This is a genomic window from Collimonas rhizosphaerae (assembly GCF_038896935.1).
GTDB classification, from domain to species: Bacteria; Pseudomonadota; Gammaproteobacteria; order Burkholderiales; family Burkholderiaceae_D; genus Collimonas; species Collimonas rhizosphaerae.
In genome coordinates, this window is record NZ_JBANDC010000003.1 from 220,589 (window position 1) to 241,782 (window position 21,194).

Here is a 21,194-nt window from a genome sequence, read left to right on the forward strand (position 1 = left end):
TCAGCTCCCCATAAAATCATGAACGGTCTTCGAGACACATTGGCGCGGCAAACAGAATTAGTGACCAAACGGATCCCAATTACGTCGTTGGCCTTAATTTTCGTCGTTCTTGTCTGTCTATCTTTGGTATTCATTGATGGCTGGCGAAGCTGGACCGCCCGCAATATTCAGCTGCGCGAGATGGGAATTTCCACGTCTAACATGACGCGAGCCATAGCACAGCACGCCGACGACACGATTAAAGCAGCCGACACCACGCTGGTGGGCCTGGTTGAACGGGTACAAACGGACGGTACCGGTCCCGAGGCCCTGCGGCGCATGCATGAGCTGCTGGTGCGGAGGGTTATAGAATTGCCTCAGCTCCAAGGCTTGTTCGTCTATGACGAAAAAGGAAATTGGCTGGTTAACGCCTTACCGGCCATGCCATCCAACGTTAACAATTCGGATCGCGATTATTTCATCTATCACAGCACCCACGCCGATCCGAAACCGTACATTGGACTGCCGATCCGAAGCCGTTCAACGGGCGCATGGATCATTACCGTTTCGCGCAGGATCGAACATGCAGACGGCAGCTTCGCCGGCGTTGCGCTGGCCACCATCAACATGGATTATTTCAACAAATTCTACAAAAGCTTCGAGATTGGCCAGCACGGCGTGATCGTGCTTGGGCTAAACAATGGCATCATGCTGACCCGCCGGCCGCTTTTGGCCGATACCAATGGAAAAAATATTGCAAACATCCCCCTGTTTCGCGACAACGTAGCGAAGAAGGCCAGCGGCACGATTGTTATCGTTTCTGCGCTAGACAACGTGAGGCGTCTGAATAGCTTTCGACACTTGGAGCACTATCCCTTGTTCGTCGCCACGGCGTTGTCGGAAGATGAAATCCTCGCAGATTGGCTCACGGATACCTATTTGCACTCCACCGGCGTGGGGATACTGCTCATCGTATTGAGCATGCTGGGATTCCACCTCGTGGGCCAAATCAAGCAACGCCTGAATGCCGAAGCAGAACTTGTACGAGCACGGGATGCATTGGAAACACTCAACCAGACGCTCGAAAGGCTCGCATTGCAAGACGGTCTCACAGGACTCGCAAATCGTCGTCATTTTGACCTCGCGCTGGACAAGGAATTCAGCCGCGCGGTGCGAGAGGCAAGTTCATTGGCGCTCATCATGATCGATGTTGACTGCTTCAAACAATATAACGACATATACGGTCACGCAGCAGGCGATGAATGCTTGCGAAAAATCAGCCAGGTAATCAAAACCAATCAGAACCGGCCTGGCGACGTCGCTGCCCGCTACGGCGGGGAAGAGCTTGGCGTTCTGCTTCCCGGTACTGACGTACGCGGAGCAATGACCATTGCAGAAAAAATCCGTTTGGAAATCCACAATCTTGGTATCGAGCATACGGGCAATTCGGCCGGCGTGGTCACCGTCAGCGCAGGCGTTGATGCGTTTATCCCCATTCAGAACCTGGACAATCCGTTAGAGCTGATACAGGCGGCCGACAAGGCCCTTTACGCGGCAAAATCCAGCGGGCGTGATCGCGTTTGCGAAAACCAAAGCGCTACTGGCCCCCATCGATCCGCCCCCGAGCAGGAGCCATCTGCCATCCTGTAAAGTGGTCAGTGACTCTTTGCAAGTCCCGCATAATATGCCCTCACCCTGAGGGCTTTCAGGGCGCACATTTGGGCAGCGCCTGCGTGATGCCGGCATCCTTTCCGAGGACCGGGCGGTATTGATGGGCCATGGGGTAAACAACATGTCGGCGCACTATGCTACGCCGACAATTGCACGGCTTATCGAGATGGCAAATCTTGTGCGGAAAACGCGGAATATCCCCAGGCTGCGCAGGGTAATCAACGGAAAGTCGTGCAAAAAAATCGCGCGCAAAGAAAAATGACTCGGAAGATTTCTCTTCCAAGTCATTGATCTTACAACTTAAATATGGTCGGAGTACAAGGATTCGAACCTTGGACCCCCTGGTCCCAAACCAGGTGCGCTACCGGGCTGCGCTACACTCCGAGAAGCAAGATAATAAACAGTATTCCGATTTTTGTCAAATTTTTATACAGGGAAATTTTCAAATCCTGCCGCAAAAACCAACCCAATAACGGTACCGCCAAAAGCTTATCTGCTGAAAAACTTGAGAGACGGATTAGACCAGAATTTGGAAAAATATGCGAGAGAAAAACGCATATTTCGGCAAAAATTTCAGCCTGCTTTTGGTTCTGCTTAAAACATCGGCAAATCTACGGAAAGAAGCAGCGATATCACGCAAAAATCGCCGCGCCAAAATCATTTATAAAATTCATCAGTCTTGCCGCAGCGCCAGTTGCGCGCGCTGGAAACTCACCTTGAAACGGCTGCCCTTGCCATACTCGGAAGTGATTTCAAGGCGGCCGCGATGGCGCAGCAGGACATGTTTCACGATCGCCAGGCCGAGGCCGGTTCCCTGTGTAGCGCGTGACCGGGTTTTGTCGACGCGGTAGAAACGTTCGGTAAGCCTGCTCAGGTGTTCGGCCGCGATGCCGATGCCATCGTCGGCAACCACCAGGCTGGCGCACTCTTCTTCCATGCCCCAGCTGACATCGATGCGGCCGCCGTCCGGGGTATACCGGACCGCATTCGAAAGCAGGTTGGCAAACGCGCTTTCCAGCTCATCGTGATTGCCTTTCAGGTCGACGTCCTGCACCTGCAAAGTGATGCTGTGCCTGCCGCCGGACAAGGCCCTGGCCTCTTCCACCAAACGATTCAGCAACGGCTTGATGCGCACCGTGTCGTTCGATGGCGGCTGCACCAGCGATTCCAGCCTGGTGAGGGTCAGCATGTCGGCCACCAGCCTTTGCATGCGCTGCCCCTGCTCAGCCATCAGATGCAACTGGCGCTGCCGGGTTTCTTCGCTCATTTCGCTGCTCAGCGCATGTTCGAGAAAGCCATTGATGACTGTCAGCGGCGTGCGCAGTTCATGCGATGCATTGGCGATGAAATCGCGCCGCATGGTATCCATTTTTTCGTTTTGCGTGGCATCGTGGGTGACCAGGATCTGGCGCCGGCTTTCGAATGAAATCAGCTGCACCAGGATTTTCCTGTCGTGATGCATGAACGGCAAAGGCTGTTCGAAACGCCCCGAGAGCATGTAATCGACGAAATCGGGAGAACGTATCAGGTTGGTCAGCAAACGCCCCTCGTCGCGCTTCAGGTCCAGCCCCAGGTGGGTTTGCGCCGCGGGATTGCACCACTCCAGATGCATCACGCCATCGACGATCACCACACCGTCCGGCAGCAAGCTCATGGCTTGCCGAAAGCGCGCCAGCCATTCCGCCATCTCGGCCCGCGAGCGCTCGTCTTCCAGGCGGATGTCTTCCAGCGCAGCAAATGCGTGCGCCCACAATCCCCAGGTTTTCGGCCGGCGGCCGCCGACCGGCGTATCCATCCAGCGTTCGATCTGGTACAGCGACCACATCTGCAGGAACAGCAAGCCTGCCAGCGACAAGCTAAAGAACAGCAGGCCGACAATAGCGCCGCCAACCGCGGCGACCGCTACCGCAATCAGGGACAGCAAGCCAAACCAGAGCAGCGCCGGCACCCAGAATTTGCGCGCGCTGCGGGTGCTGGCGCCGGCTCCGGGCCTGGTTCCGGGTCTGGCTCCGGGTCTGGCTCTTGTCACGCTGCCGGCTCGGCGTTGAGCTTATAGCCGACGCCACGCACGGTCTTCACGTAATCGGCGGCGAGGCCAAGCGATTTGCGCAGGCGCATGATGTGGACGTCCACCGTGCGCTCTTCGATGAAAGTATGGTCGCCCCAGACTTTATCGAGCAACTGCGCGCGCGAGAAAATCCGGTCCGGATGCGCCACCAGGAAACGCAGCAGCTTGAACTCAGCCTGGTCCAGTTCGATTTCCTGGCTGTCGACCGTCACCTGGTAACGGTCGGTGTCTATCTGGATCAAGCCGTGGCTGAGCAGGCTTTGTCCGAGTTCCGGGATCTTGCGCCTCAGCAGCGCCTGGATCCGGGCAATCAGTTCCTTGGGTGAAAACGGTTTGGTGACATAGTCGTCGGCGCCGGCATTGAGCCCGCGCACCTTGTCTTCATCCATCCCCTTGGCCGTCAGCATGATGACCGGCAAGGTGGCGCTGCGCGGCTGGCTGCGCCACTCTTGCAGCAGCGCCAGGCCGGAGGTGTCAGGCAGCATCCAGTCCAGCAGCACGGCCTTGGGCAAGACCCCGACGATCGCCTGCCGCGCTTCGCTGGCGCTATACGCTATTTCGCAGGAAAAGCCGGCGTCGTCGAGCGTAAACCGCAGCAGCTCGGCGATGCCCGGTTCATCTTCGACGATCAGGATGTGGGTTTGATATTTCGACATCGGCAATAGGCTCTATTCAGTGGAAGTCGATCGTCAGGACGTGACTTTAGCGGCGATCCGGCGCGCCATCGCTTGCGCCAGGTCAGCATCCTTGGCTTCGACCATGACGCGTATCAGCGGCTCGGTGCCCGAGGCGCGGATCAGCACGCGCCCGTTATCGCCGAGCTCACGCTCGACCGCTTCTTTCTCCGCCACCATCGCCGGATTCTTCTGCCAGTCGAAACCTGCGCTCACGTTCACGTTGACCAAGGTTTGCGGGTAAAGCGTCATATCGGCAGTCAGCTGCGCCAGCGTTTCGCCGTCGCGCTTCAAGGCCGACAAGACCTGCAGCGCGGACACGATGCCGTCGCCGGTGGTATGTTTGTCGAGGCAAAGCAGATGGCCGGAGCCCTCGCCGCCCAGGATCCAGCCACGCTCTTTCATCACTTCCAGCACATAACGGTCGCCGACCTTGGCGCGCGCAAACTCGACGCCCATCTGGCGGAACGCCACTTCCAGCGCCATGTTGGTCATCAGGGTGCCGACCGCCCCTTTGACCGGCCCGGACTTCATGCGGTCCTTGACCATCACATACAACAGCTCGTCGCCATTGTAGATGCGGCCGCCGGCATCGACCATCAGCAGGCGGTCGGCGTCGCCGTCCAGCGCAATGCCGATGTCCGCGCGGTTGGAGCGCACCGCCAGCGCCAGCGCGTCCGGCGCGGTGGAGCCGAAACCGGCGTTGATGTTGAAGCCGTTGGGCTGGTTGCCGATAGAAATGACTTCCGCCCCCAGCTCGTGGAATACGTACGGCGCAATATGGTAGGCGGCGCCGTGGGCGCTATCGACCACGATGGTCAGTCCGCGCAGGTCGAGCTCGTTGGGGAACGTGCTTTTGCAGAATTCGATATAACGTCCAGGCGCGTCGTCCAGGCGCTTTGCCTTGCCCAGCTTATCCGACGACACGCAAACCATCGGCAGCTCCAGCGCAACTTCGATGGCGGTTTCCACCGCATCCGCCAGCTTGTTCCCTTGCGCCGAGAAAAATTTGATGCCGTTGTCTTCGTACGGATTATGCGACGCTGAAATCACCACCCCGGCCGACAAGCGCAAGGCGCGCGTCAGGTAGGCAATCGCCGGCGTCGGCATGGGGCCTGCCAGCATCACGTCGACGCCGGCGGCGGCAAAACCCGCCTCCAGCGCGGCTTCCAGCATGTAACCGGAGACCCGGGTATCTTTACCTATCAGCACGGTTGGCTTGCCGGTTCCCGATTTGGCCTGGGCCAGCACCTTACCCGCGGCGTAACCCAGCTTCATTACAAAATCCGGCGTAATCGGCGCTACGCCGACGCGCCCGCGCACACCATCGGTACCAAAATATTTTCTTGTCATCTCAACCCTCAGTCACATGCATTTCAATCATAACCGTCTTGCTGCTCATGTCCGCTGCGCCGCCTGCCATACCTTGAGCGCGTCCACCGTCTCGGCCACATCATGCACCCGGACTATCTTAGCACCCTGCGAAACCGCCGCCAAAGCCGCCGCCAGGCTGCCGGCAAGGCGCCGCTCCAACGGCTTGCCGGTCAGCTGTCCCAGCATGGTCTTACGCGACATGCCTGCCAGCAAGGGCAAGTCCAGCGCACGCTGGATATCTCCCATGCTTTGCAACAAGGCAACATTATGCGCCAAGGTCTTGCCAAAACCAAAGCCTGGATCGATGCTGATGCGATTCCGGCTGATCCCCGCCTGCTCCAGCGCCGCCACCCGCTCATGCAAAAAAGCGCTGACTTCGCCCACCACATCCTGGTACTCGGGCTTGATCTGCATGGTTTGCGGATCGGCCTGCATGTGCATGACGCACAGACCGCAATCGCTGTCGCTTACTGCTTCCAAGGCGCCGGGCGCACGCAAGCCGTTGATATCGTTGATCAGGTCGGCGCCGGCGGCGAGCGCTTCGCGCATCACGGCCGGCTTGTAGGTGTCGACGGAGAGCGGCTTGCCGCAATCGCGCAAGGCATAAATCGCCGGCATGACGCGGTCCAGCTCTTCTTCCAGCGACAGCGCCGGGCTGCCGGGGCGGCTCGACTCGCCACCGATGTCGATGATGTCGACGCCGTCAGCGATCATCTGCTCCGCGTGCGACAAGGCAAATTCGAGCGCATGGAATTGCCCGCCGTCGGAAAACGAATCGGGCGTGATGTTGAGTATGCCCATCACCAGCGGCCGCGCCTGCGGCGTGTTGACCGGCAGCCGGTAACGGCCGCATTGAAAATACTGTTGCATATGGAAATTCTATTGAAAACGCGAAAATAAACAAAAAGGGCGAGGATCTCTCCTCACCCTTGCTGATGGTCATTTCACAAACCGCGACGCCAGACAGGCGCTCCGGGCCAGGTCAGGCCGGTGCGGTGGCGTTCGGCGAAACCCCGCCGGACGAATTGTCGCTAGGCGCCTTGCGCACCGAGCTGCCGGCTTTCGGCAGGCGCGGCTCCAGGCCTTCCATGATGTCGTTGATCTGGTCAGCGTCGATGGTTTCCCAGTCAAGCAAGGCCTTGGTCATGGCTTCGACCTTGTCCTTGTTTTCCTCCAGCAGGCGGCGCGACAAGGCGTATTGCTGGTCGAGGATGCTGCGGATCTCGGCGTCGACTTTTTGCTGGGTGGCTTCCGACACGGTCTTGGCCGACATGCGGCCGAAGTACGCGTCCTGCTCGGTATCTTCATAGACCATGGTGCCCAGGGTCTCGGACATGCCGTAACGGGTAACCATCGCCCGCGCCAGCTTGGTAGCGCGCTCGAAGTCGTTGGACGCGCCGGTCGACATCTGGTGCATGAAGATTTCTTCCGAAATACGGCCGCCGAACAGGATGGCGATCTCTTCCAGCATCTTGTCCTTGTACATGTTGACGCGGTCATGCTCTGGCAATTGCCAGGTCAGGCCCAGCGCAAAGCCGCGCGGCATGATGGTGACCTTGTGCACCGGATCGGCTTTCGGCAGCAGCTTCGCGACCACGGCATGGCCGGATTCGTGATAGGCGGTATTACGGCGTTCTTCTTCACGCATCACGGCAGACTTGCGCTCAGGGCCCATGACGATCTTGTCCTTGGCATCCTCGAAATCCTGCATCTCGACCAGGCGCTTGGCGCGGCGGGCTGCAAACAGGGCTGCTTCGTTAACCAGGTTGGCCAGGTCGGCGCCCGAGAAGCCAGGCGTGCCGCGCGCCAGGATATCGGCCTTGACGTCGGTCGAAATCGGCACTTTGCGCATGTGCACGTTCAAAATCTGCTCACGGCCGCGGATGTCCGGCAAGCCGACCACCACCTGGCGGTCGAAACGGCCTGGACGCAGCAAGGCTTTGTCCAGCACGTCGGAACGGTTGGTGGCAGCGATCACGATCACGCCGGAATTGGCCTCGAAACCATCCATCTCGACCAGCATCTGGTTCAGCGTCTGTTCGCGTTCGTCATTGCCGCCGCCCATGCCGGCGCCGCGATGACGGCCCACCGCATCGATTTCATCGATGAAAATGATGCAGGGAGCATGTTTCTTGGCATTCTCGAACATGTCGCGTACCCGCGATGCGCCGACGCCGACAAACATTTCAACGAAATCCGAACCGGAAATGGTGAAAAACGGTACTTTGGCTTCGCCGGCAATCGCACGCGCCAGCAAAGTCTTACCAGTACCCGGAGGACCGACCATCAGCACGCCGTGCGGAATACGGCCGCCCAGTTTCTGGAATTTGGTAGGGTCGCGCAGGAAATCGACCAGTTCGGAAACTTCTTCCTTGGCTTCGTCGCAACCGGCAACGTCGGCAAAGGTGACAGAATTGCTGTTTTCATCAAGCATGCGCGCCTTCGACTTGCCGAACGAGAACGCCCCGCCCTTGCCGCCGCCCTGCATCTGCCGCATGAAGAAGATCCAGACCCCGAGCAACAGGATCATCGGGAACCAGGAAATGAAGATCTGCTGCAGGAACGATGGTTCTTCCGGCTGCTTGACTTCAAATTTGACGTTGTTGTTGACCAAGTCGCCGATCAAGCCGCGGTCCAGCGACGTAATGGCGGTTTTCACTTTCTTGCCGTCCGAAGTGCTGGCGACAATGTTGCCCCCTTCAATCGTCGCATCGGTGATATGTCCGGCCCTGATTTCAGTGATGAGATCAGAATAGGCAATCGGCCCTGCGCCGCTGGCCAGTCCTCGGCCGTCGAACTGCTTGAATACGGTGAAAAGCACCAGGGCGATGACCACCCAGATGGCGGCTTTGGAAAACATGTTGTTCACTAGAACTCCTTGGACGCGCTGCGCGCCTGACATAGGTACAGCTTCGAGGTATTCATTAGATTTTACTCGGAATAGATACGGCTTGCTAGGCAGGATATGTGGCCGTACCAACGATAAATCAAGGAAAACTTGTTAATTACCTTGGATTTTTCAATATCTTGCCAAGCAAGAAGATTTCCGAGGACTTGTCGCGGCTGGCTTTGGGCTTCCGAGAGGCCACGGTCTTGAATTCCTGGCGGAATTTCATCAGCACTTCATTGTAGCCGGTGCCGTTGAAACATTTCGCCAGCAAGGCGCCGCCCGGCTTCATGTGCTGCTGCGCAAATTCAATTGCCAAATCGATAATTTCCTCCACCCGCGCCGCATCGGAAATGGCGATGCCGGACAGGTTGGGCGCCATGTCGGACAGCACCAGGTCCACCTTGCGCCCTTCCAGCAGGCGCTCCAGCTGGCGCAGGCTGTCCGCCTCGCGGAAGTCGCCCTGGATGAAATGGACATCGGCGATCGGCTCCATCGGCAGGATATCCAGGCCGATGATCATGCCGTGGATACCGCCGCCGTCCTGGCCCGCCAGCTTGTTGCGCGCGTATTGCGACCAGCTGCCCGGGGTCGATCCAAGGTCGACAATGATCTGGCCAGGCTTGATCAGCTTGTCCAGTTCGTCGATTTCTTTCAGCTTGTAGGCGGCCCGCGCACGGTAGCCTTCTTTCTGCGCCAGCTTCACATAAGGATCGTTAATGTGGTCGTGCAGCCAGTTTTTGTTTAATTTCTTCTTTGCCATTCGCGTAGAATACCGTTTTTAAGGAATTTTTATGTTGAAACTTACATCCGCCGAGCGTAGCGAGCTCCGTTCCCAAGCCCACGGACTGAATCCGGTGGTCCTGATCAGCGAAGATGGCTTGAAGCCGTCCCTGATGAAAGAGATCGATGCCAGCCTGAACTCGCACGGCCTGATTAAAGTGCGTGTATTCGGTGATGATCGCGAGGCACGGATTGCCATCTACGAAACCATTTGCGAAAAACTCGGCGCAGCCCCGGTACAACACATCGGCAAGCTGCTGGTCCTGTACCGGCCGCAAAAAGATGCTGCCAAAGAACGCAGCGAAAGCCGCGGCAAGGGCATGCGTGAAGTGACTATCGTCAAACCAAGCCCAAGCGGCACCAAGCGGCCGTCGGTGACCAAGGTCATGGTAAAAGGCAATGAACGCGTGACCCAGGGCGGCAATATCAAGCGCGCCAAACCGCGTCAGAAAAGCAGCAAGAAATCCGCATTGGGCCGTTGATGCCTGCCGCTTCGGCAAATACCACAGCCTGCGCGGGGCGGCCAGCCGCCTAGCGCAAGCTGCGCAAACGCAGGATCAGTCCCACTCCCAGCAAGCTCTGGATCAGGTAGATGCCGCTGGCGACGCCATGCAGGATGCCGAACCGGGTCTTGGCGTCGGCGCTCATGACACCGCCGGCCGCCGCCTCCCGCAAATCCGCCATGAACGGCTGGATGCAGAAATAACCGACCAATGTGCAAACCAGCATCGCCAGCGCCAGCCGCATCAGGGTCTTGCGCAACGGCGCCGCATCGTCGTGGGTGCGATAGCTGAACAGCATGACCAGGACTATGCCGCAGGCCACCGACAGCCAGGCCTCGATCCGGAACAGGCTCCCTGCGATGGTGCCGGCCAGCACGCGGTCGGGCAAGGTGGCAAACAAGGTCGGCGCAACCAGATAGCCTACCGTCCACAAACTACCGACCCACAAGGTCGCGACTAACAACCTGCATCGCACTACAAACATTGCTGCTCCCGGATTTTCTGATCGAATGCTGCGCCGGCGCCGCCGGGCGCCGTCATGGCCACGCTTTAGACGTAGCGGACTTCCAGGATTTCATACTCGCGAATGCCGGATGGCGCTTGCACGCCCACCACGTCGCCCGCGGTCTTGCCGATCAGCGCGCGTGCGATCGGCGAAGTCACGGAAACCTTGGACAGCTTGATATCGGCTTCATCGGTGCCGACGATCTGATAAGTCACCTTATCGCCCGACTCCAGGTCTTCCAGGTCGACCGTAGAGGCGAACACTACGCGTCCGTCCGCATCCAGCGTTGCCGGATCAATAACCTGCGCGGCGCCCAGCTTCCCTTCCAGGTCGGCGATCCGGCCTTCGACAAAACCTTGCCGCTCTTTCGCCGCATCGTAATCCGCGTTTTCCGAAAGATCGCCATGCGCGCGCGCTTCCGCGATGGCCTTGATGACCGCTTGACGCTCTTTGGTTTTCAAATGATGCAATTCATCTTTCAGCAATTGCGCGCCATGCTTGGTAAGAGGTACTGAGCTCATAGGGATGGTATTCAACAAATATTAAATAAGGTTTATGACGCAGGGTGCGCCACGCACACGATAAAAGGTCACGGAGGTCAAAAACGCACCGGGAAAAGATGCGCTGATGACCTCCGCAGGAACTTCTGTAGCTAAATTGTGCGTTTCGTCGGCTTCCCGGCGCCGATTGCAGCCCGGAAGCGATTCAGGATGCGCCTAGGCACATCCTGATCTGGCCTTAGTGTAAGGTTTTATGCAGCCCTTGTAAATCATAGACATGCAACTCGTCCAGATGACGCATCCCCTCGACCGCCGCTTCCGCACCGGCAATCGTGGTGTAGGTCGTGGCATGGGCCGCCAGCGCCGAGGTACGGATCGCCCGCGAATCGACAATCGCGCTGCGCTTTTCTTCGACGGTGTTGATCACCAATGAAATTTCATTGTTCTTGATCATGTCGACCACGTGCGGGCGCCCTTCGACTACCTTGTTCACGGTTTCCACCGGGATGCCCGCAGCGCTGATCGCCGCTGCCGTGCCCTTGGTTGCCACTACCGAGAAGCCGATCGCTACCAGGTCCTTGGCTACCTGCACCGCGCGCGGCTTGTCACTGCCCTTGACGCTGAGGAATACCTTGCCCGACTTCGGCAGCTTGATGCCGGCGCCGAGCTGCGACTTGACGAACGCTTCGCCGAAGGTCTTGCCGACACCCATCACTTCGCCGGTCGATTTCATTTCCGGTCCGAGGATGGTATCGACGCCCGGGAACTTCACGAACGGGAACACCGCTTCCTTGACGCTGAAGTACTTCGGCACCACTTCGTCCTTGATCCCCTGGCTGTCCAGCGACTGGCCGACCATGCAGCGAGCCGCAATCTTGGCCAGCTGCAAACCGGTCGCCTTGGATACGAACGGCACGGTGCGCGAAGCGCGCGGATTGACTTCCAGCACAAACACGACATCCTTGCCGTCGATCTGCTGGATCGCAAACTGCACGTTCATCAAACCGACCACGTTCAGGCCCTTGGCCATCAGCGCAGTCTGCCGCTTGATCTCTTCGATGGTGGCCGGCGCCAGCGAATAAGGCGGCAGCGAACAGGCCGAATCGCCGGAGTGCACGCCAGCTTGCTCGATATGTTCCATGACGCCGCCGATGAAGGTACGGTCGCCGTCCGACAGGCAATCGACGTCGACTTCGATGGCGTCGTTCAGGAAGCGGTCCAGCAATACCGGCGAATCGTGCGAAACCTTGACCGCTTCGCGCATGTAGCGCTCGAGGTCGCGCTGCTCGTGGACGATTTCCATCGCCCGGCCGCCCAATACATAGGAAGGACGCACCACCAGCGGATAGCCGATTTCCTGCGCCAGGCGCAATGCGTCTTCTTCTGTGCGCGCGGTGCGGTTAGGCGGCTGGCGCAGGTTCAGGTCGTGCAGCAGCTTCTGGAAACGCTCGCGGTCTTCGGCCGCGTCGATCATGTCCGGCGAAGTGCCGACGATAGGCACGCCGTTGGCTTCCAGGTCCAGCGCCAGCTTCAAAGGCGTCTGGCCGCCATACTGCACGATCACGCCGTATGGTTTTTCCTTGTCGACGATTTCCAGCACGTCTTCCAGCGTCACCGGCTCGAAATACAGGCGGTCCGAGGTATCGTAGTCGGTCGACACGGTTTCCGGATTGCAGTTGACCATGATGGTCTCGTAGCCGTCTTCGCGCATCGCCAGCGCCGCGTGGACGCAGCAATAATCGAATTCGATGCCCTGGCCGATGCGGTTAGGACCGCCGCCCAGCACCATGATTTTCTTTTTGCTGGTCGGGTTCGATTCGCACTCTTCCTCGTAGGTCGAGTACATGTAGGCGGTGTTGGTCGAAAACTCGCCGGCGCAGGTGTCGACACGCTTGTAGACCGGGCGGATATTCAGGGCCAGGCGTTTCTTGCGCACTTCGGTATCGGTCGTCTTCAGCAGCTTGGCCAGGCGGCGGTCGCCGAAACCCTTTTGCTTGAGGCGGAACAAGGTGTCGCGATCCAGCGCTTCCAGCGTCTGGCTGTTTTCCAGCCACAGTTCGATATCGACGATTTCCTTGATCTGCGACAGGAACCACGGATCGATATGGGTCAGCTGATGCACTTCTTCCAGCGTGAAACCCTGGGCGAACGCGTCGCCCACATACCAGATGCGGTCCGGGCCCGGCTCGCCGAGTTCTTCTTCGATGACTTCGCGGTCCTGGGTCTTTTCGTTCATGCCGTCGACGCCAACTTCAAGGCCGCGCAAGGCTTTCTGGAACGATTCCTGGAAGGTGCGGCCGATCGCCATCACTTCGCCCACCGATTTCATCTGGGTCGTCAGGTGGTTGTCGGCGGTCGGGAATTTTTCAAACGCAAAACGCGGAATCTTGGTGACCACGTAGTCGATCGATGGCTCGAACGACGCCGGCGTGGCGCCGCCGGTAATTTCATTGCGCAACTCGTCGAGCGTGAAACCCACGGCCAGCTTGGCCGCGATCTTGGCGATCGGGAAGCCGGTCGCCTTGGAAGCCAGCGCCGAAGAACGCGATACGCGCGGATTCATTTCGATCACGATCATGCGGCCGTCAGCCGGGTTGACCGAAAACTGCACGTTGGAGCCGCCGGTATCGACGCCGATCTCACGCAGCACCGCCAGCGAGGCGTTACGCATGATCTGGTATTCCTTGTCGGTCAGCGTCTGCGCCGGCGCTACCGTGATCGAGTCGCCGGTATGCACGCCCATCGGATCCAGGTTTTCGATCGAGCAGACGATGATGCAGTTGTCCGCCTTGTCGCGCACCACTTCCATCTCGTACTCTTTCCAGCCGATCAGCGATTCTTCGATCAGCAGCTCCTTGGTCGGCGATGCTTCCAGGCCGCGCTTGCAGATGGTTTCGAATTCTTCGGCGTTGTAGGCAATGCCGCCGCCGGTGCCGCCCATGGTGAACGACGGCCGGATGATGACCGGGAAGCCGAGTTCCTTCTGCACGCCCCACGATTCTTCCATGGTGTGGGCCACGCCGGAACGGGCCGAACCGAGGCCGATCTTGGTCATTGCAGCCTTGAACTTGGAACGGTCTTCAGCCTTGTCGATCGCTTCCGGGGAAGCGCCGATCAGTTCAACCTTGTATTTTTCCAGGATGCCGTGGCGATGCAGGTCCAGCGCGCAGTTCAGCGCGGTCTGGCCGCCCATGGTCGGCAGGATCGCGTCCGGCTTTTCCTTGGCGATGATGCGCTCCACCGCTTGCCAGGTAATCGGCTCGATGTAGGTGACATCGGCCATTTCCGGGTCGGTCATGATGGTAGCCGGGTTGCTGTTGACCAGGATTACCTTGTAACCCTCTTCGCGCAGCGCCTTGCAAGCCTGCGCGCCGGAGTAGTCGAACTCGCAGGCCTGGCCGATGATGATCGGGCCGGCGCCGATGATCAGGATACTTTTTAAATCACTACGCTTAGGCATTTTTATTTTTCTCCAACATCGTTTGATTCATCAATTGAATGAAACGATCGAACAAGGGGGCGATGTCATGCGGGCCGGGCGACGCTTCCGGGTGGCCCTGGAAGCAGAACGCCGGCTTGTCGGTGCGGGCGAAACCCTGCAGCGAACCGTCGAACAGGGAAACGTGGGTGACGCGGCAATTGGCCGGCAAGGTCGCGCCATCCACTGCAAAACCGTGGTTTTGCGAAGTGATCAGCACTTGCTTGCTGTCCAGGTCCTGCACCGGATGATTGGCGCCGTGGTGGCCGAACTTCATCTTCAGCGTCTTGGCGCCGGAGGCCAGCGCCATGATCTGGTGGCCGAGGCAGATGCCGAAGGTCGGCACGCCGCGCTCGATCAGTTCCTTGGTGGCGGCAATCGCGTAGTCGCAAGGCTCCGGGTCGCCAGGACCGTTGGACAGGAAAATCCCGTCCGGGTTGAGCGCCAGCGCATCGGCAGCCGAAGCCTGGGCCGGCAGCACGGTAATCTTGCAGCCGCGCTGCGCCAGCATGCGCAGGATATTGAACTTGACGCCGTAGTCGAACGCCACCACGTGGTATTTAGGCGTGATCTGCTGATCGTAGCCGCGGCCGAGGCGCCATTCCGTCTGGCTCCAGCTGTAAGCCTTGGTGGTCGAAACCACCTTGGCCAGGTCCATGCCGGCCAGGCCGGGGAAACCGCGCGCCAGTTCCAGCGCCTTGGCGGTTGCGGCTGCGATATCCTGCTCGCCGGCAACGATGGCGCCGCCCTGCGCACCCTTTTCGCGCAGGATGCGGGTCAGCTTGCGGGTATCGATGCCGGCGATGGCGACGATGTTCGATTCCTGCAGGTAGGCGTCGAGGGTCTTGGTGGAACGGAAATTCGAGACCAGGCGCGGCAGGTCGCGGATGATGAGGCCGGCGGCATGGATTTGCGAAGATTCGACATCTTCTTCATTGACGCCGGTATTGCCGATATGCGGATAAGTAAGGGTGACGATCTGGCGGCTATAGCTTGGATCGGTGAGGATTTCCTGGTAGCCGGTCATGGCGGTATTGAATACGACTTCGCCAGTCGTATGACCGGCAGCGCCAATGGAAATACCTTGGAAAATCGTCCCATCTGCTAGCGCGAGGATGGCCGGTACGGTGAGGCCAGAAAAAAATGGCTGCAAGGGGTAACTCCTGATGTTGTTACCGCCGCTGCGCTGCGCCAAACGACCGCTATGAAACCCCAAACAGTGTTGATTTGGCGGCTTTATTAGTCTTTTTGGGACGAGATGGAAGGTGGTACGCGCTACGGCGGAGTAAATTGGGCTAAACCCTGCAATTATAGCCGACAACGACCTACCCGGCAATCCGATCCGACGCCAAGCTGAGGGTTTTTGTATAAATAATTTGCAAAGACATGCGGCGATGATGCAATTGACAACTTAACTGACAAACAGCGCCGCAACAGAGGATGCCGCAGACAATATTGGTCAGTTTGCCGGTCCGGCATTCCGAACCGGCAAACCGCGGCAGCCGACCGTGGTCCCCGGTCTCGGATCAGGCGCTCAAAGCGGCAATGCCGGCCTTGGCGATCTGCACGTCTTCGCTCGACTTCACGCCGGAAACGCCGACTGCGCCAAGATATTCGCCGCCGACCACGATAGGCACCCCGCCCTCCAGCAAACCTTCCAGGTTTGGTGCGGTAATGAACGAGAAACGGCCGTTGTTGATCATGTCTTCGTAAATCTTCGATTCACGCTGGCCCAGCGCAGCTGTCTTGGCCTTGGCCGGCGCGATATGGGCCGAAATCGGCGCGCAGCCGTCGAGCCGTTGCAGCCACAGCAAGTGGCCGCCATCGTCAACGATCGAAATTGTCACAGCCCAGCGGTTCTTCACCGCCTCAGCCTCTGCAGCCGCAGCGATTTTCTTGACATCGTCGAGTGTCAACACTTGTTTGGATTTCATTTTTGCTCCTTGTGAAATAACTGATTATTGTACTTTAGTGCTCTGCAATAGGCATCTGCGCCGCCGTCATTCCCGGCAGATTATTTCTGGCGCGATATTTGCTTGGAAGAAAACCCAAATGCAGGAAATTCCCTGCCGCCGTTCGGATTTATCTGATTTTAATTAGTGTATTGACATGATATAGTTTGCCCCCGTCGCCTGCCAAGTTTGACAGGTACCTCTTATTCACTTACATTCGTGCGATCGTAATGTCCCAACGCCCACCCGTAACGATGACGATCAAAGAAGCCTTCCCCCTATTCCAGACCTTCGCGCTCGCTTGCGCGCTGCTCGCCGGCTTATGGCTGTGCAGTCCCGCCCGCGCTTCCGATATCACCGATATCGACATGCGGCCGCAACCGAGCAGCACCCGCAGCAAACTCCAGCAATTTACCGATCGGGCGTCGGACTTGGCTGTCAGCGCAATGGGCATGATCGGCATTCACTACAAATACGGTGGCAATAACCCGGAAAACGGCCTGGATTGCAGCGGCCTGGTACGGTATGTTTTCAAGGACGCCTGGGGCGTCAATGTTCCGCGCACGGCAGCCGAACTGAGCCGCAGCGGTGAAAAAATCGACAAGCAGGACTTGAAGCCGGGCGACCTGGTGTTCTATAACACGCTGCGCCGCAGCTTCTCCCACGTCGGTATCTACCTGGGCGACAACAAGTTCATCCACGCCCCGTCCACCGGCGGCAAAGTCCGCATCGAAAGCATGGACCTGGCTTACTGGAAATCGCGCTTTAACGGCGCGCGCCGCATCAACGATCCAGAGCCTGGCAGCGACAACCATCAATAACAGCTCTACCTGCAAAAAGCCCCTGCCAGTCGAAGACTGCCAGGGGCTTTTTGCTTGGTGCGCGCTTGGCCTTCGCTTCGCTCCCGCCCCCACCGTTATTCCTCGCGCTTTTCCTTCAATTTCTTCTTGATGGCCGCCATCTGCGCCATCGCTGCCTGCTCGCCGGCCAGGATCGCTGTATTGCGTGCGGCGAAGTCGTTGCCCTTCATCGCCCCCAGGTCGGGACGAATGACAATGTCGGCGTCCTTCAATTCGTAGCTATTGATGCTTTGTCCCATGATGGCGAAAGTCTGCAGCAGCACATCGACCGAACTGGATGCGGCCTGCGCCTCAGGCGAAGCCGAAATATTCACCGCAATCACGAAATCCGCGCCCATTTCATGGGCAAAGCGCACCGGCACCGGCGACACCAGGCCGCCATCGACATACAGGTGGCCGCCGATGTTCACCGACTGGAACACGCCCGGCACCGCCGAAGAAGCCCGCACCGCGACTCCGGTATTGCCGCGGCGAAACAGGATCGGCGCGCCGCTGTTCAAATCGGTGGCGACGGCGCCGAACGGGATTTTCAGCTTTTCGATAGGCACATTGCGGATGGTCTTGTTGACATAGTTCTGGATCGCCTCGCCCTTCAGCACGCCGCTGACCTTGGCAAAGAACGGCACCGACCAGTCGGAAATGGCGGCTTCGTCCATCTGCAAGGCGATCTTCTGCAGCGCAAAGCCGTTATTGCCCGCCGCATACAGTGCGCCGACCACGCTGCCGGCGCTGGTGCCGACCACGATGTCCGGCACGATCCCCTGCGCCTCCAGCGCCTTGATCACGCCGATATGGGCAAAACCGCGGGCAGCGCCCCCGCCCAGCGCCAGGCCGATCTTGACCGGCTTGGGGACTTTCGGCTGGACAATCGGAGCGACCGCCACCGGCGGCACTTGCGGCGCGATCGAGTTGCTGCCGCAGGCGGCCAGCAAAACGCATAAAACGAGGCTCAGGGGCTGCAATAAGCGTGGCAAGGACATATGAGGGAGGCGGGACATTGAGCAAGATGAAGAAGAAGCGCAAACGCTGTCAGTCATCGACAACGAACGCGGCCGGCGGCAAGTGCCGCCGCAGAATTGTAGCCGATGTTGAAGAGTTCAGACCGCCGCGCCGCTGGAATTACGCTTGATCTTTCGCCGCAGCAACGATTGACGTTGCCGGCAATTTGACGGTAAACACGCTGCCCTCGCCAGGCCGCGACTCGACCACCAGGCTGCCGTGATGGCGTAGCAGCACATGCTTGACGATCGCCAAGCCAAGGCCGGTGCCCTGGGTTTCGCGCGAACGGCTTTTATCGACACGGTAAAAACGCTCGGTCAACCGCGAGATATGCTCGGCGCTGATGCCGATGCCCGAATCCCTGACCACCAGCTGCGGCCCGGCCTTGCCGTTCTGCCAGAGAATCTGGATCTTGCCGCCGGCCGGCGTGTAGCGGACAGCGTTGGAAATCAGGTTGCTGAAAGCGCTGCGCAGCTCGTCGTTGCTGCCGTTGATGTCGGGCCCGTCGACCGCCAGCGAAAAGCTGTGCTTGCCAGCCGACAGCACCTCGGCTTCCAGCAGCAGGCTGCGCAGCATGGCCTGCATGTCCACCGGTTCGGGACGCAAGGGATAATCGATCGACTCTAGCCGCGTCAGGGTCAGCATGTCGCCGATCAGGTTCTGCATGCGGTGTCCCTGCTCTGTCATCAGCTGCAGGTGGCCGGCGCGGGTTTTCGGGTCGAGATCCGGCTGCGCCTGCGCAATTTCCAGGAAGCCGTTGATCACGGTCAGCGGTGTGCGCAGTTCATGCGACGCATTGGCGATGAAATCGCGCCGCATCATGTCGATCCTTTCGGATTCGGTGGCGTCGTGGGTCACCAGGATCTGGCGCCGGTTCTCGAACGGGATGATCTGCACGATCAGCTTGCGCTCGCGCAGGCTCAGGGTCAGCGGCTGGTCGTAACGGCCCAGGATGATGTAATCGATAAAGTCCGGGGTGCGGATCAGGTTGGTCACCCGCATGCCCTTGTCGCGCCCATGCTGCAGTCCAAGATGGCGTTCGGCGGCCGGATTGCACCACTCCAGGAACAAGACGTCGTCCATGATGACAACGCCGTCAGGCAGCAAGTGCATGGCCTGGCGGAAGCGCGCCAGCCATTCGCTCAGTTCGGTCTGGTGTTTCTCGTCGTCGCGCCGCAAGCGGTACAGGCGCGAAAAAATGTCGGTCCACGCACCCCAGCCGTCCGGCAGCTTTTCGCTGCGCGGATTATCGAGCCAGCCGCTGAGCCGGAACAGGTAATGCAGCTGCACCACAACCGCAACCGACATCAGGGCCAAACCCAGCAGCAGGCCGGGCAGTACGCCAAACAAGGCCCAGACCACGCCTGAGATGACAAAGATCAGCAGGATCCGCAGCAATGCCGGGATCCAGAACAACATCTGTGGATTCATAAATCACTATTATGCGAGGGGAGCATCGTTCACAGCGCCGGATCACGGCAACCGGCCAGCGCTTGAAACCCAGCTGTATATTATTGCGCTATTTTGCCGAAAGCATGTAGCCGACGCTGCGCACCGTGCGGATCAGGTGTTCCGATTCGCGCAGCGCCTTGCGCAGGCGCAGCACATGGACATCGACGGTGCGTTCTTCGATCACCACGTGGTCGCCCCAGACCTTGTCCAGCAGCTGGCTGCGCGAGAACACCCGGTCTGGATTGGCCATGAAGAATTTCAGCAGGCGGTATTCGGCGTGGCCGATATCGATTTTCTGGTTTTCCAGGCAGACTGAACAGCTGGCCGGATCGAGCGACACCGCGCCGGCCGACATCATGCCGGGGACTTCGTCGGTCCCCTTGCGCCGCAGCAGGGCCTTGACCCGTGAGGTCAGCTCACGCGGCGAAAACGGCTTGGTCATGTAGTCGTCGGCGCCGTTGTCGAGGCCGGAGATCTTGTCCTCTTCCATGCTTTTCGCGGTCAGCATCATGATCAGCATGGACTGCAGCTGGCGGTCGGCGCGCATTTGCGACAGCAGGCGCAAACCGCTCTGGTCCGGCAGCATCCAGTCCAGCAGCACCAGGTGCGGCGTGCGGCGCTGGACGAATTCCCAGCCATCGGCGGCGGTATGCACGATGGAGGGAGTCCAGCCGGCTTCCTTGATGGTGAAACCAATCAGTTCGGCGATCGCCGGCTCGTCTTCAATGATCAGGATGGATGTTTTATCAGCGGCCATTTTTTAACACGCGGTTGACATGACATTACACTTCGTCATCGAACTGGCTGGTGGCGTAATCGGTATGGCGGATATCCTTGCCCTCGACAATGTAGATCACGTATTCGGCAATGTTCTTGGCATGGTCGCCGATGCGTTCGACCGCCTTGGCCACCCACAGGGTATCCATCGACGCCGAAATCGTGCGCGGATCTTCCATCATGAAAGTAATCAGGTTGCGCATGATCGAACGGAAATCGCGGTCGATCACTTCGTCTTGCGCGATCAGCTTCATGGCCTGTTTTTCATCCAGGCGCGCCAGCGCATCCAGCGCATCGTGCAGCAGGTCGGCCGCGCCGACAGCGATGACGCGCACCGTTTCGGTATGGTCGATGGTGCCGGCGCCGCGCTTGTGCAGATGGATCGCAGTGCGCGCGATTTTTGCCGCTTCGTCGCCGATCCGCTCCAGGTCGGTGATCACCTTGATGGTCGCCATCACCGTGCGCAGGTCGTTGGCGGTCGGCTGGCGGCGCACGATCAGGTGGCTGCAGGCGTCGTCCAGCTCGATTTCCAGGCGGTTGACCTGGTCGTCGTCCTTGATCACCCGTTCCGCCGCATCGAGGTTGCCGTTGCGGAAAACGTTGATCGCTTCTTGGAACTGGCGCTCGACCAGGCCGCCCATGAGCAATACCTTGGAACGTATGGTTTCCAGGTCCGTATCGTACTGTTTTGAAGAGTGTTCGCCGGTCATCTTGTTTCCTTCTGTTCTTTAC

At 59.0% G+C, this 21,194-nt stretch carries 18 protein-coding genes and 1 tRNA gene; 3 read left to right on the forward strand and 16 right to left on the reverse strand.

All coding sequences use genetic code 11. From position 1 onward, the window contains the following. Positions 1-18: 18 nt before the first annotated feature. Complete coding sequence (locus tag V8G57_RS05475) at positions 19-1,629, forward strand: sensor domain-containing diguanylate cyclase (RefSeq protein WP_342828501.1); 1,611 nt, start codon at positions 19-21, stop codon at positions 1,627-1,629. A gap of 328 nt (positions 1,630-1,957) precedes the next feature. On the opposite strand, the gene V8G57_RS05480 is transcribed toward V8G57_RS05475, so the two are convergent. From V8G57_RS05480 to V8G57_RS05510, 7 genes are all read right to left on the reverse strand, one after another. Beyond that, a tRNA-Pro gene (locus tag V8G57_RS05480) sits at positions 1,958-2,034 on the reverse strand. A 289-nt stretch (positions 2,035-2,323) separates the two neighbouring features. After that, positions 2,324-3,679: a phosphate regulon sensor histidine kinase PhoR gene (phoR, locus tag V8G57_RS05485; protein ID WP_342828502.1), complete on the reverse strand. Its 1,356-nt coding sequence runs from the start codon at positions 3,677-3,679 to the stop codon at positions 2,324-2,326. Then, on the reverse strand, positions 3,676-4,374 hold the full coding sequence (locus V8G57_RS05490; protein WP_092394114.1) for a winged helix-turn-helix domain-containing protein: 699 nt from the start codon (positions 4,372-4,374) through the stop codon (positions 3,676-3,678). The genes phoR (V8G57_RS05485) and V8G57_RS05490 overlap by 4 nt, the downstream gene beginning before the upstream one ends. A 33-nt stretch (positions 4,375-4,407) precedes the next feature. Continuing rightward, a complete protein-coding gene (gene glmM, locus V8G57_RS05495; RefSeq protein WP_342828503.1) occupies positions 4,408-5,745 on the reverse strand; it encodes a phosphoglucosamine mutase in 1,338 nt (445 codons plus the stop codon). A 45-nt stretch (positions 5,746-5,790) separates the two neighbouring features. Further along, the gene (gene folP, locus V8G57_RS05500) at positions 5,791-6,636 is read right to left on the reverse strand and encodes a dihydropteroate synthase (protein ID WP_342828504.1); all 846 of its coding nucleotides are present in this window, start codon (positions 6,634-6,636) and stop codon (positions 5,791-5,793) included. 112 nt (positions 6,637-6,748) lie between these two features. Next, positions 6,749-8,635, reverse strand: a complete 1,887-nt coding sequence (gene ftsH, locus V8G57_RS05505) for an ATP-dependent zinc metalloprotease FtsH (protein WP_092394123.1) — start codon at positions 8,633-8,635, stop codon at positions 6,749-6,751. A 136-nt stretch (positions 8,636-8,771) separates the two neighbouring features. Further along, on the reverse strand, positions 8,772-9,416 hold the full coding sequence (locus V8G57_RS05510) for an RlmE family RNA methyltransferase (RefSeq protein ID WP_092394125.1): 645 nt from the start codon (positions 9,414-9,416) through the stop codon (positions 8,772-8,774). Positions 9,417-9,447: 31 nt separating this feature from the next. Between V8G57_RS05510 and V8G57_RS05515 the strand changes: the two genes are divergently transcribed. Then, positions 9,448-9,918, forward strand: coding sequence for a YhbY family RNA-binding protein (locus V8G57_RS05515; protein ID WP_092394128.1), 471 nt, complete (start codon positions 9,448-9,450; stop codon positions 9,916-9,918). Between the two features lie 49 nt (positions 9,919-9,967). Here the strand turns inward: V8G57_RS05515 and V8G57_RS05520 are convergent, their stop codons facing one another. The 5 genes from V8G57_RS05520 to V8G57_RS05540 form a co-directional block, all read right to left on the reverse strand. Next, positions 9,968-10,423 carry a DUF4149 domain-containing protein gene (locus V8G57_RS05520; RefSeq protein WP_092394131.1) on the reverse strand — a complete coding sequence of 152 codons (456 nt, stop codon included), beginning with the start codon at positions 10,421-10,423 and terminating at the stop codon, positions 9,968-9,970. A gap of 65 nt (positions 10,424-10,488) precedes the next feature. Then, positions 10,489-10,965 (reverse strand): transcription elongation factor GreA, encoded by a 477-nt coding sequence (gene greA / locus V8G57_RS05525; protein WP_092394134.1) that lies wholly within the window; start codon positions 10,963-10,965, stop codon positions 10,489-10,491. 217 nt (positions 10,966-11,182) lie between these two features. Next, a complete protein-coding gene (gene carB, locus V8G57_RS05530; protein ID WP_092394137.1) occupies positions 11,183-14,404 on the reverse strand; it encodes a carbamoyl-phosphate synthase large subunit in 3,222 nt (1,073 codons plus the stop codon). Next, positions 14,397-15,575 (reverse strand): glutamine-hydrolyzing carbamoyl-phosphate synthase small subunit, encoded by a 1,179-nt coding sequence (carA, locus tag V8G57_RS05535; protein WP_092394350.1) that lies wholly within the window; start codon positions 15,573-15,575, stop codon positions 14,397-14,399. Before carA ends, carB begins: the two co-directional genes overlap by 8 nt. Before the next feature lie 373 nt (positions 15,576-15,948). Further along, the gene (locus V8G57_RS05540; protein WP_092394141.1) at positions 15,949-16,356 is read right to left on the reverse strand and encodes a GlcG/HbpS family heme-binding protein; all 408 of its coding nucleotides are present in this window, start codon (positions 16,354-16,356) and stop codon (positions 15,949-15,951) included. Between the two features lie 386 nt (positions 16,357-16,742). Here V8G57_RS05540 and V8G57_RS05545 point away from each other — a divergent pair, with 386 nt between their 5' ends. After that, positions 16,743-17,195: a C40 family peptidase gene (locus tag V8G57_RS05545; RefSeq protein ID WP_425458234.1), complete on the forward strand. Its 453-nt coding sequence runs from the start codon at positions 16,743-16,745 to the stop codon at positions 17,193-17,195. Between the two features lie 95 nt (positions 17,196-17,290). Here the strand turns inward: V8G57_RS05545 and V8G57_RS05550 are convergent, their stop codons facing one another. The 4 genes from V8G57_RS05550 to phoU form a co-directional block, all read right to left on the reverse strand. Then, positions 17,291-18,127, reverse strand: a complete 837-nt coding sequence (locus V8G57_RS05550; RefSeq protein ID WP_425458235.1) for a patatin-like phospholipase family protein — start codon at positions 18,125-18,127, stop codon at positions 17,291-17,293. 226 nt (positions 18,128-18,353) lie between these two features. Further along, on the reverse strand, positions 18,354-19,664 hold the full coding sequence (gene phoR, locus V8G57_RS05555; RefSeq protein WP_092394150.1) for a phosphate regulon sensor histidine kinase PhoR: 1,311 nt from the start codon (positions 19,662-19,664) through the stop codon (positions 18,354-18,356). An 88-nt stretch (positions 19,665-19,752) separates the two neighbouring features. Next, positions 19,753-20,442 (reverse strand): winged helix-turn-helix domain-containing protein, encoded by a 690-nt coding sequence (locus tag V8G57_RS05560; protein ID WP_144736864.1) that lies wholly within the window; start codon positions 20,440-20,442, stop codon positions 19,753-19,755. A gap of 25 nt (positions 20,443-20,467) precedes the next feature. Then, positions 20,468-21,172 (reverse strand): phosphate signaling complex protein PhoU, encoded by a 705-nt coding sequence (gene phoU / locus V8G57_RS05565; RefSeq protein ID WP_092394156.1) that lies wholly within the window; start codon positions 21,170-21,172, stop codon positions 20,468-20,470. Between the last annotated feature and the right edge of the window lie 22 nt (positions 21,173-21,194).

Bases quoted from the DNA above. Each gene is read 5' to 3' on its own strand.
- V8G57_RS05510 (WP_092394125.1), bottom strand. From the start codon at position 9,416: ATGGCAAAGAAGAAATTAAACAAAAACTGGCTGCACGACCACATTAAC.
- V8G57_RS05475 (WP_342828501.1), top strand. From the start codon at position 19: ATGAACGGTCTTCGAGACACATTGGCGCGGCAAACAGAATTAGTGACC.
- V8G57_RS05560 (WP_144736864.1), bottom strand. From the start codon at position 20,442: ATGGCCGCTGATAAAACATCCATCCTGATCATTGAAGACGAGCCGGCG.
- carB (WP_092394137.1), bottom strand. From the start codon at position 14,404: ATGCCTAAGCGTAGTGATTTAAAAAGTATCCTGATCATCGGCGCCGGC.
- phoU (WP_092394156.1), bottom strand. From the start codon at position 21,172: ATGACCGGCGAACACTCTTCAAAACAGTACGATACGGACCTGGAAACC.
- V8G57_RS05545 (WP_425458234.1), top strand. From the start codon at position 16,743: ATGCGGCCGCAACCGAGCAGCACCCGCAGCAAACTCCAGCAATTTACC.
- V8G57_RS05515 (WP_092394128.1), top strand. From the start codon at position 9,448: ATGTTGAAACTTACATCCGCCGAGCGTAGCGAGCTCCGTTCCCAAGCC.
- V8G57_RS05490 (WP_092394114.1), bottom strand. From the start codon at position 4,374: ATGTCGAAATATCAAACCCACATCCTGATCGTCGAAGATGAACCGGGC.
- greA (WP_092394134.1), bottom strand. From the start codon at position 10,965: ATGAGCTCAGTACCTCTTACCAAGCATGGCGCGCAATTGCTGAAAGAT.
- folP (WP_342828504.1), bottom strand. From the start codon at position 6,636: ATGCAACAGTATTTTCAATGCGGCCGTTACCGGCTGCCGGTCAACACG.
- glmM (WP_342828503.1), bottom strand. From the start codon at position 5,745: ATGACAAGAAAATATTTTGGTACCGATGGTGTGCGCGGGCGCGTCGGC.
- V8G57_RS05540 (WP_092394141.1), bottom strand. From the start codon at position 16,356: ATGAAATCCAAACAAGTGTTGACACTCGACGATGTCAAGAAAATCGCT.
- V8G57_RS05520 (WP_092394131.1), bottom strand. From the start codon at position 10,423: ATGTTTGTAGTGCGATGCAGGTTGTTAGTCGCGACCTTGTGGGTCGGT.
- phoR (WP_092394150.1), bottom strand. From the start codon at position 19,664: ATGAATCCACAGATGTTGTTCTGGATCCCGGCATTGCTGCGGATCCTG.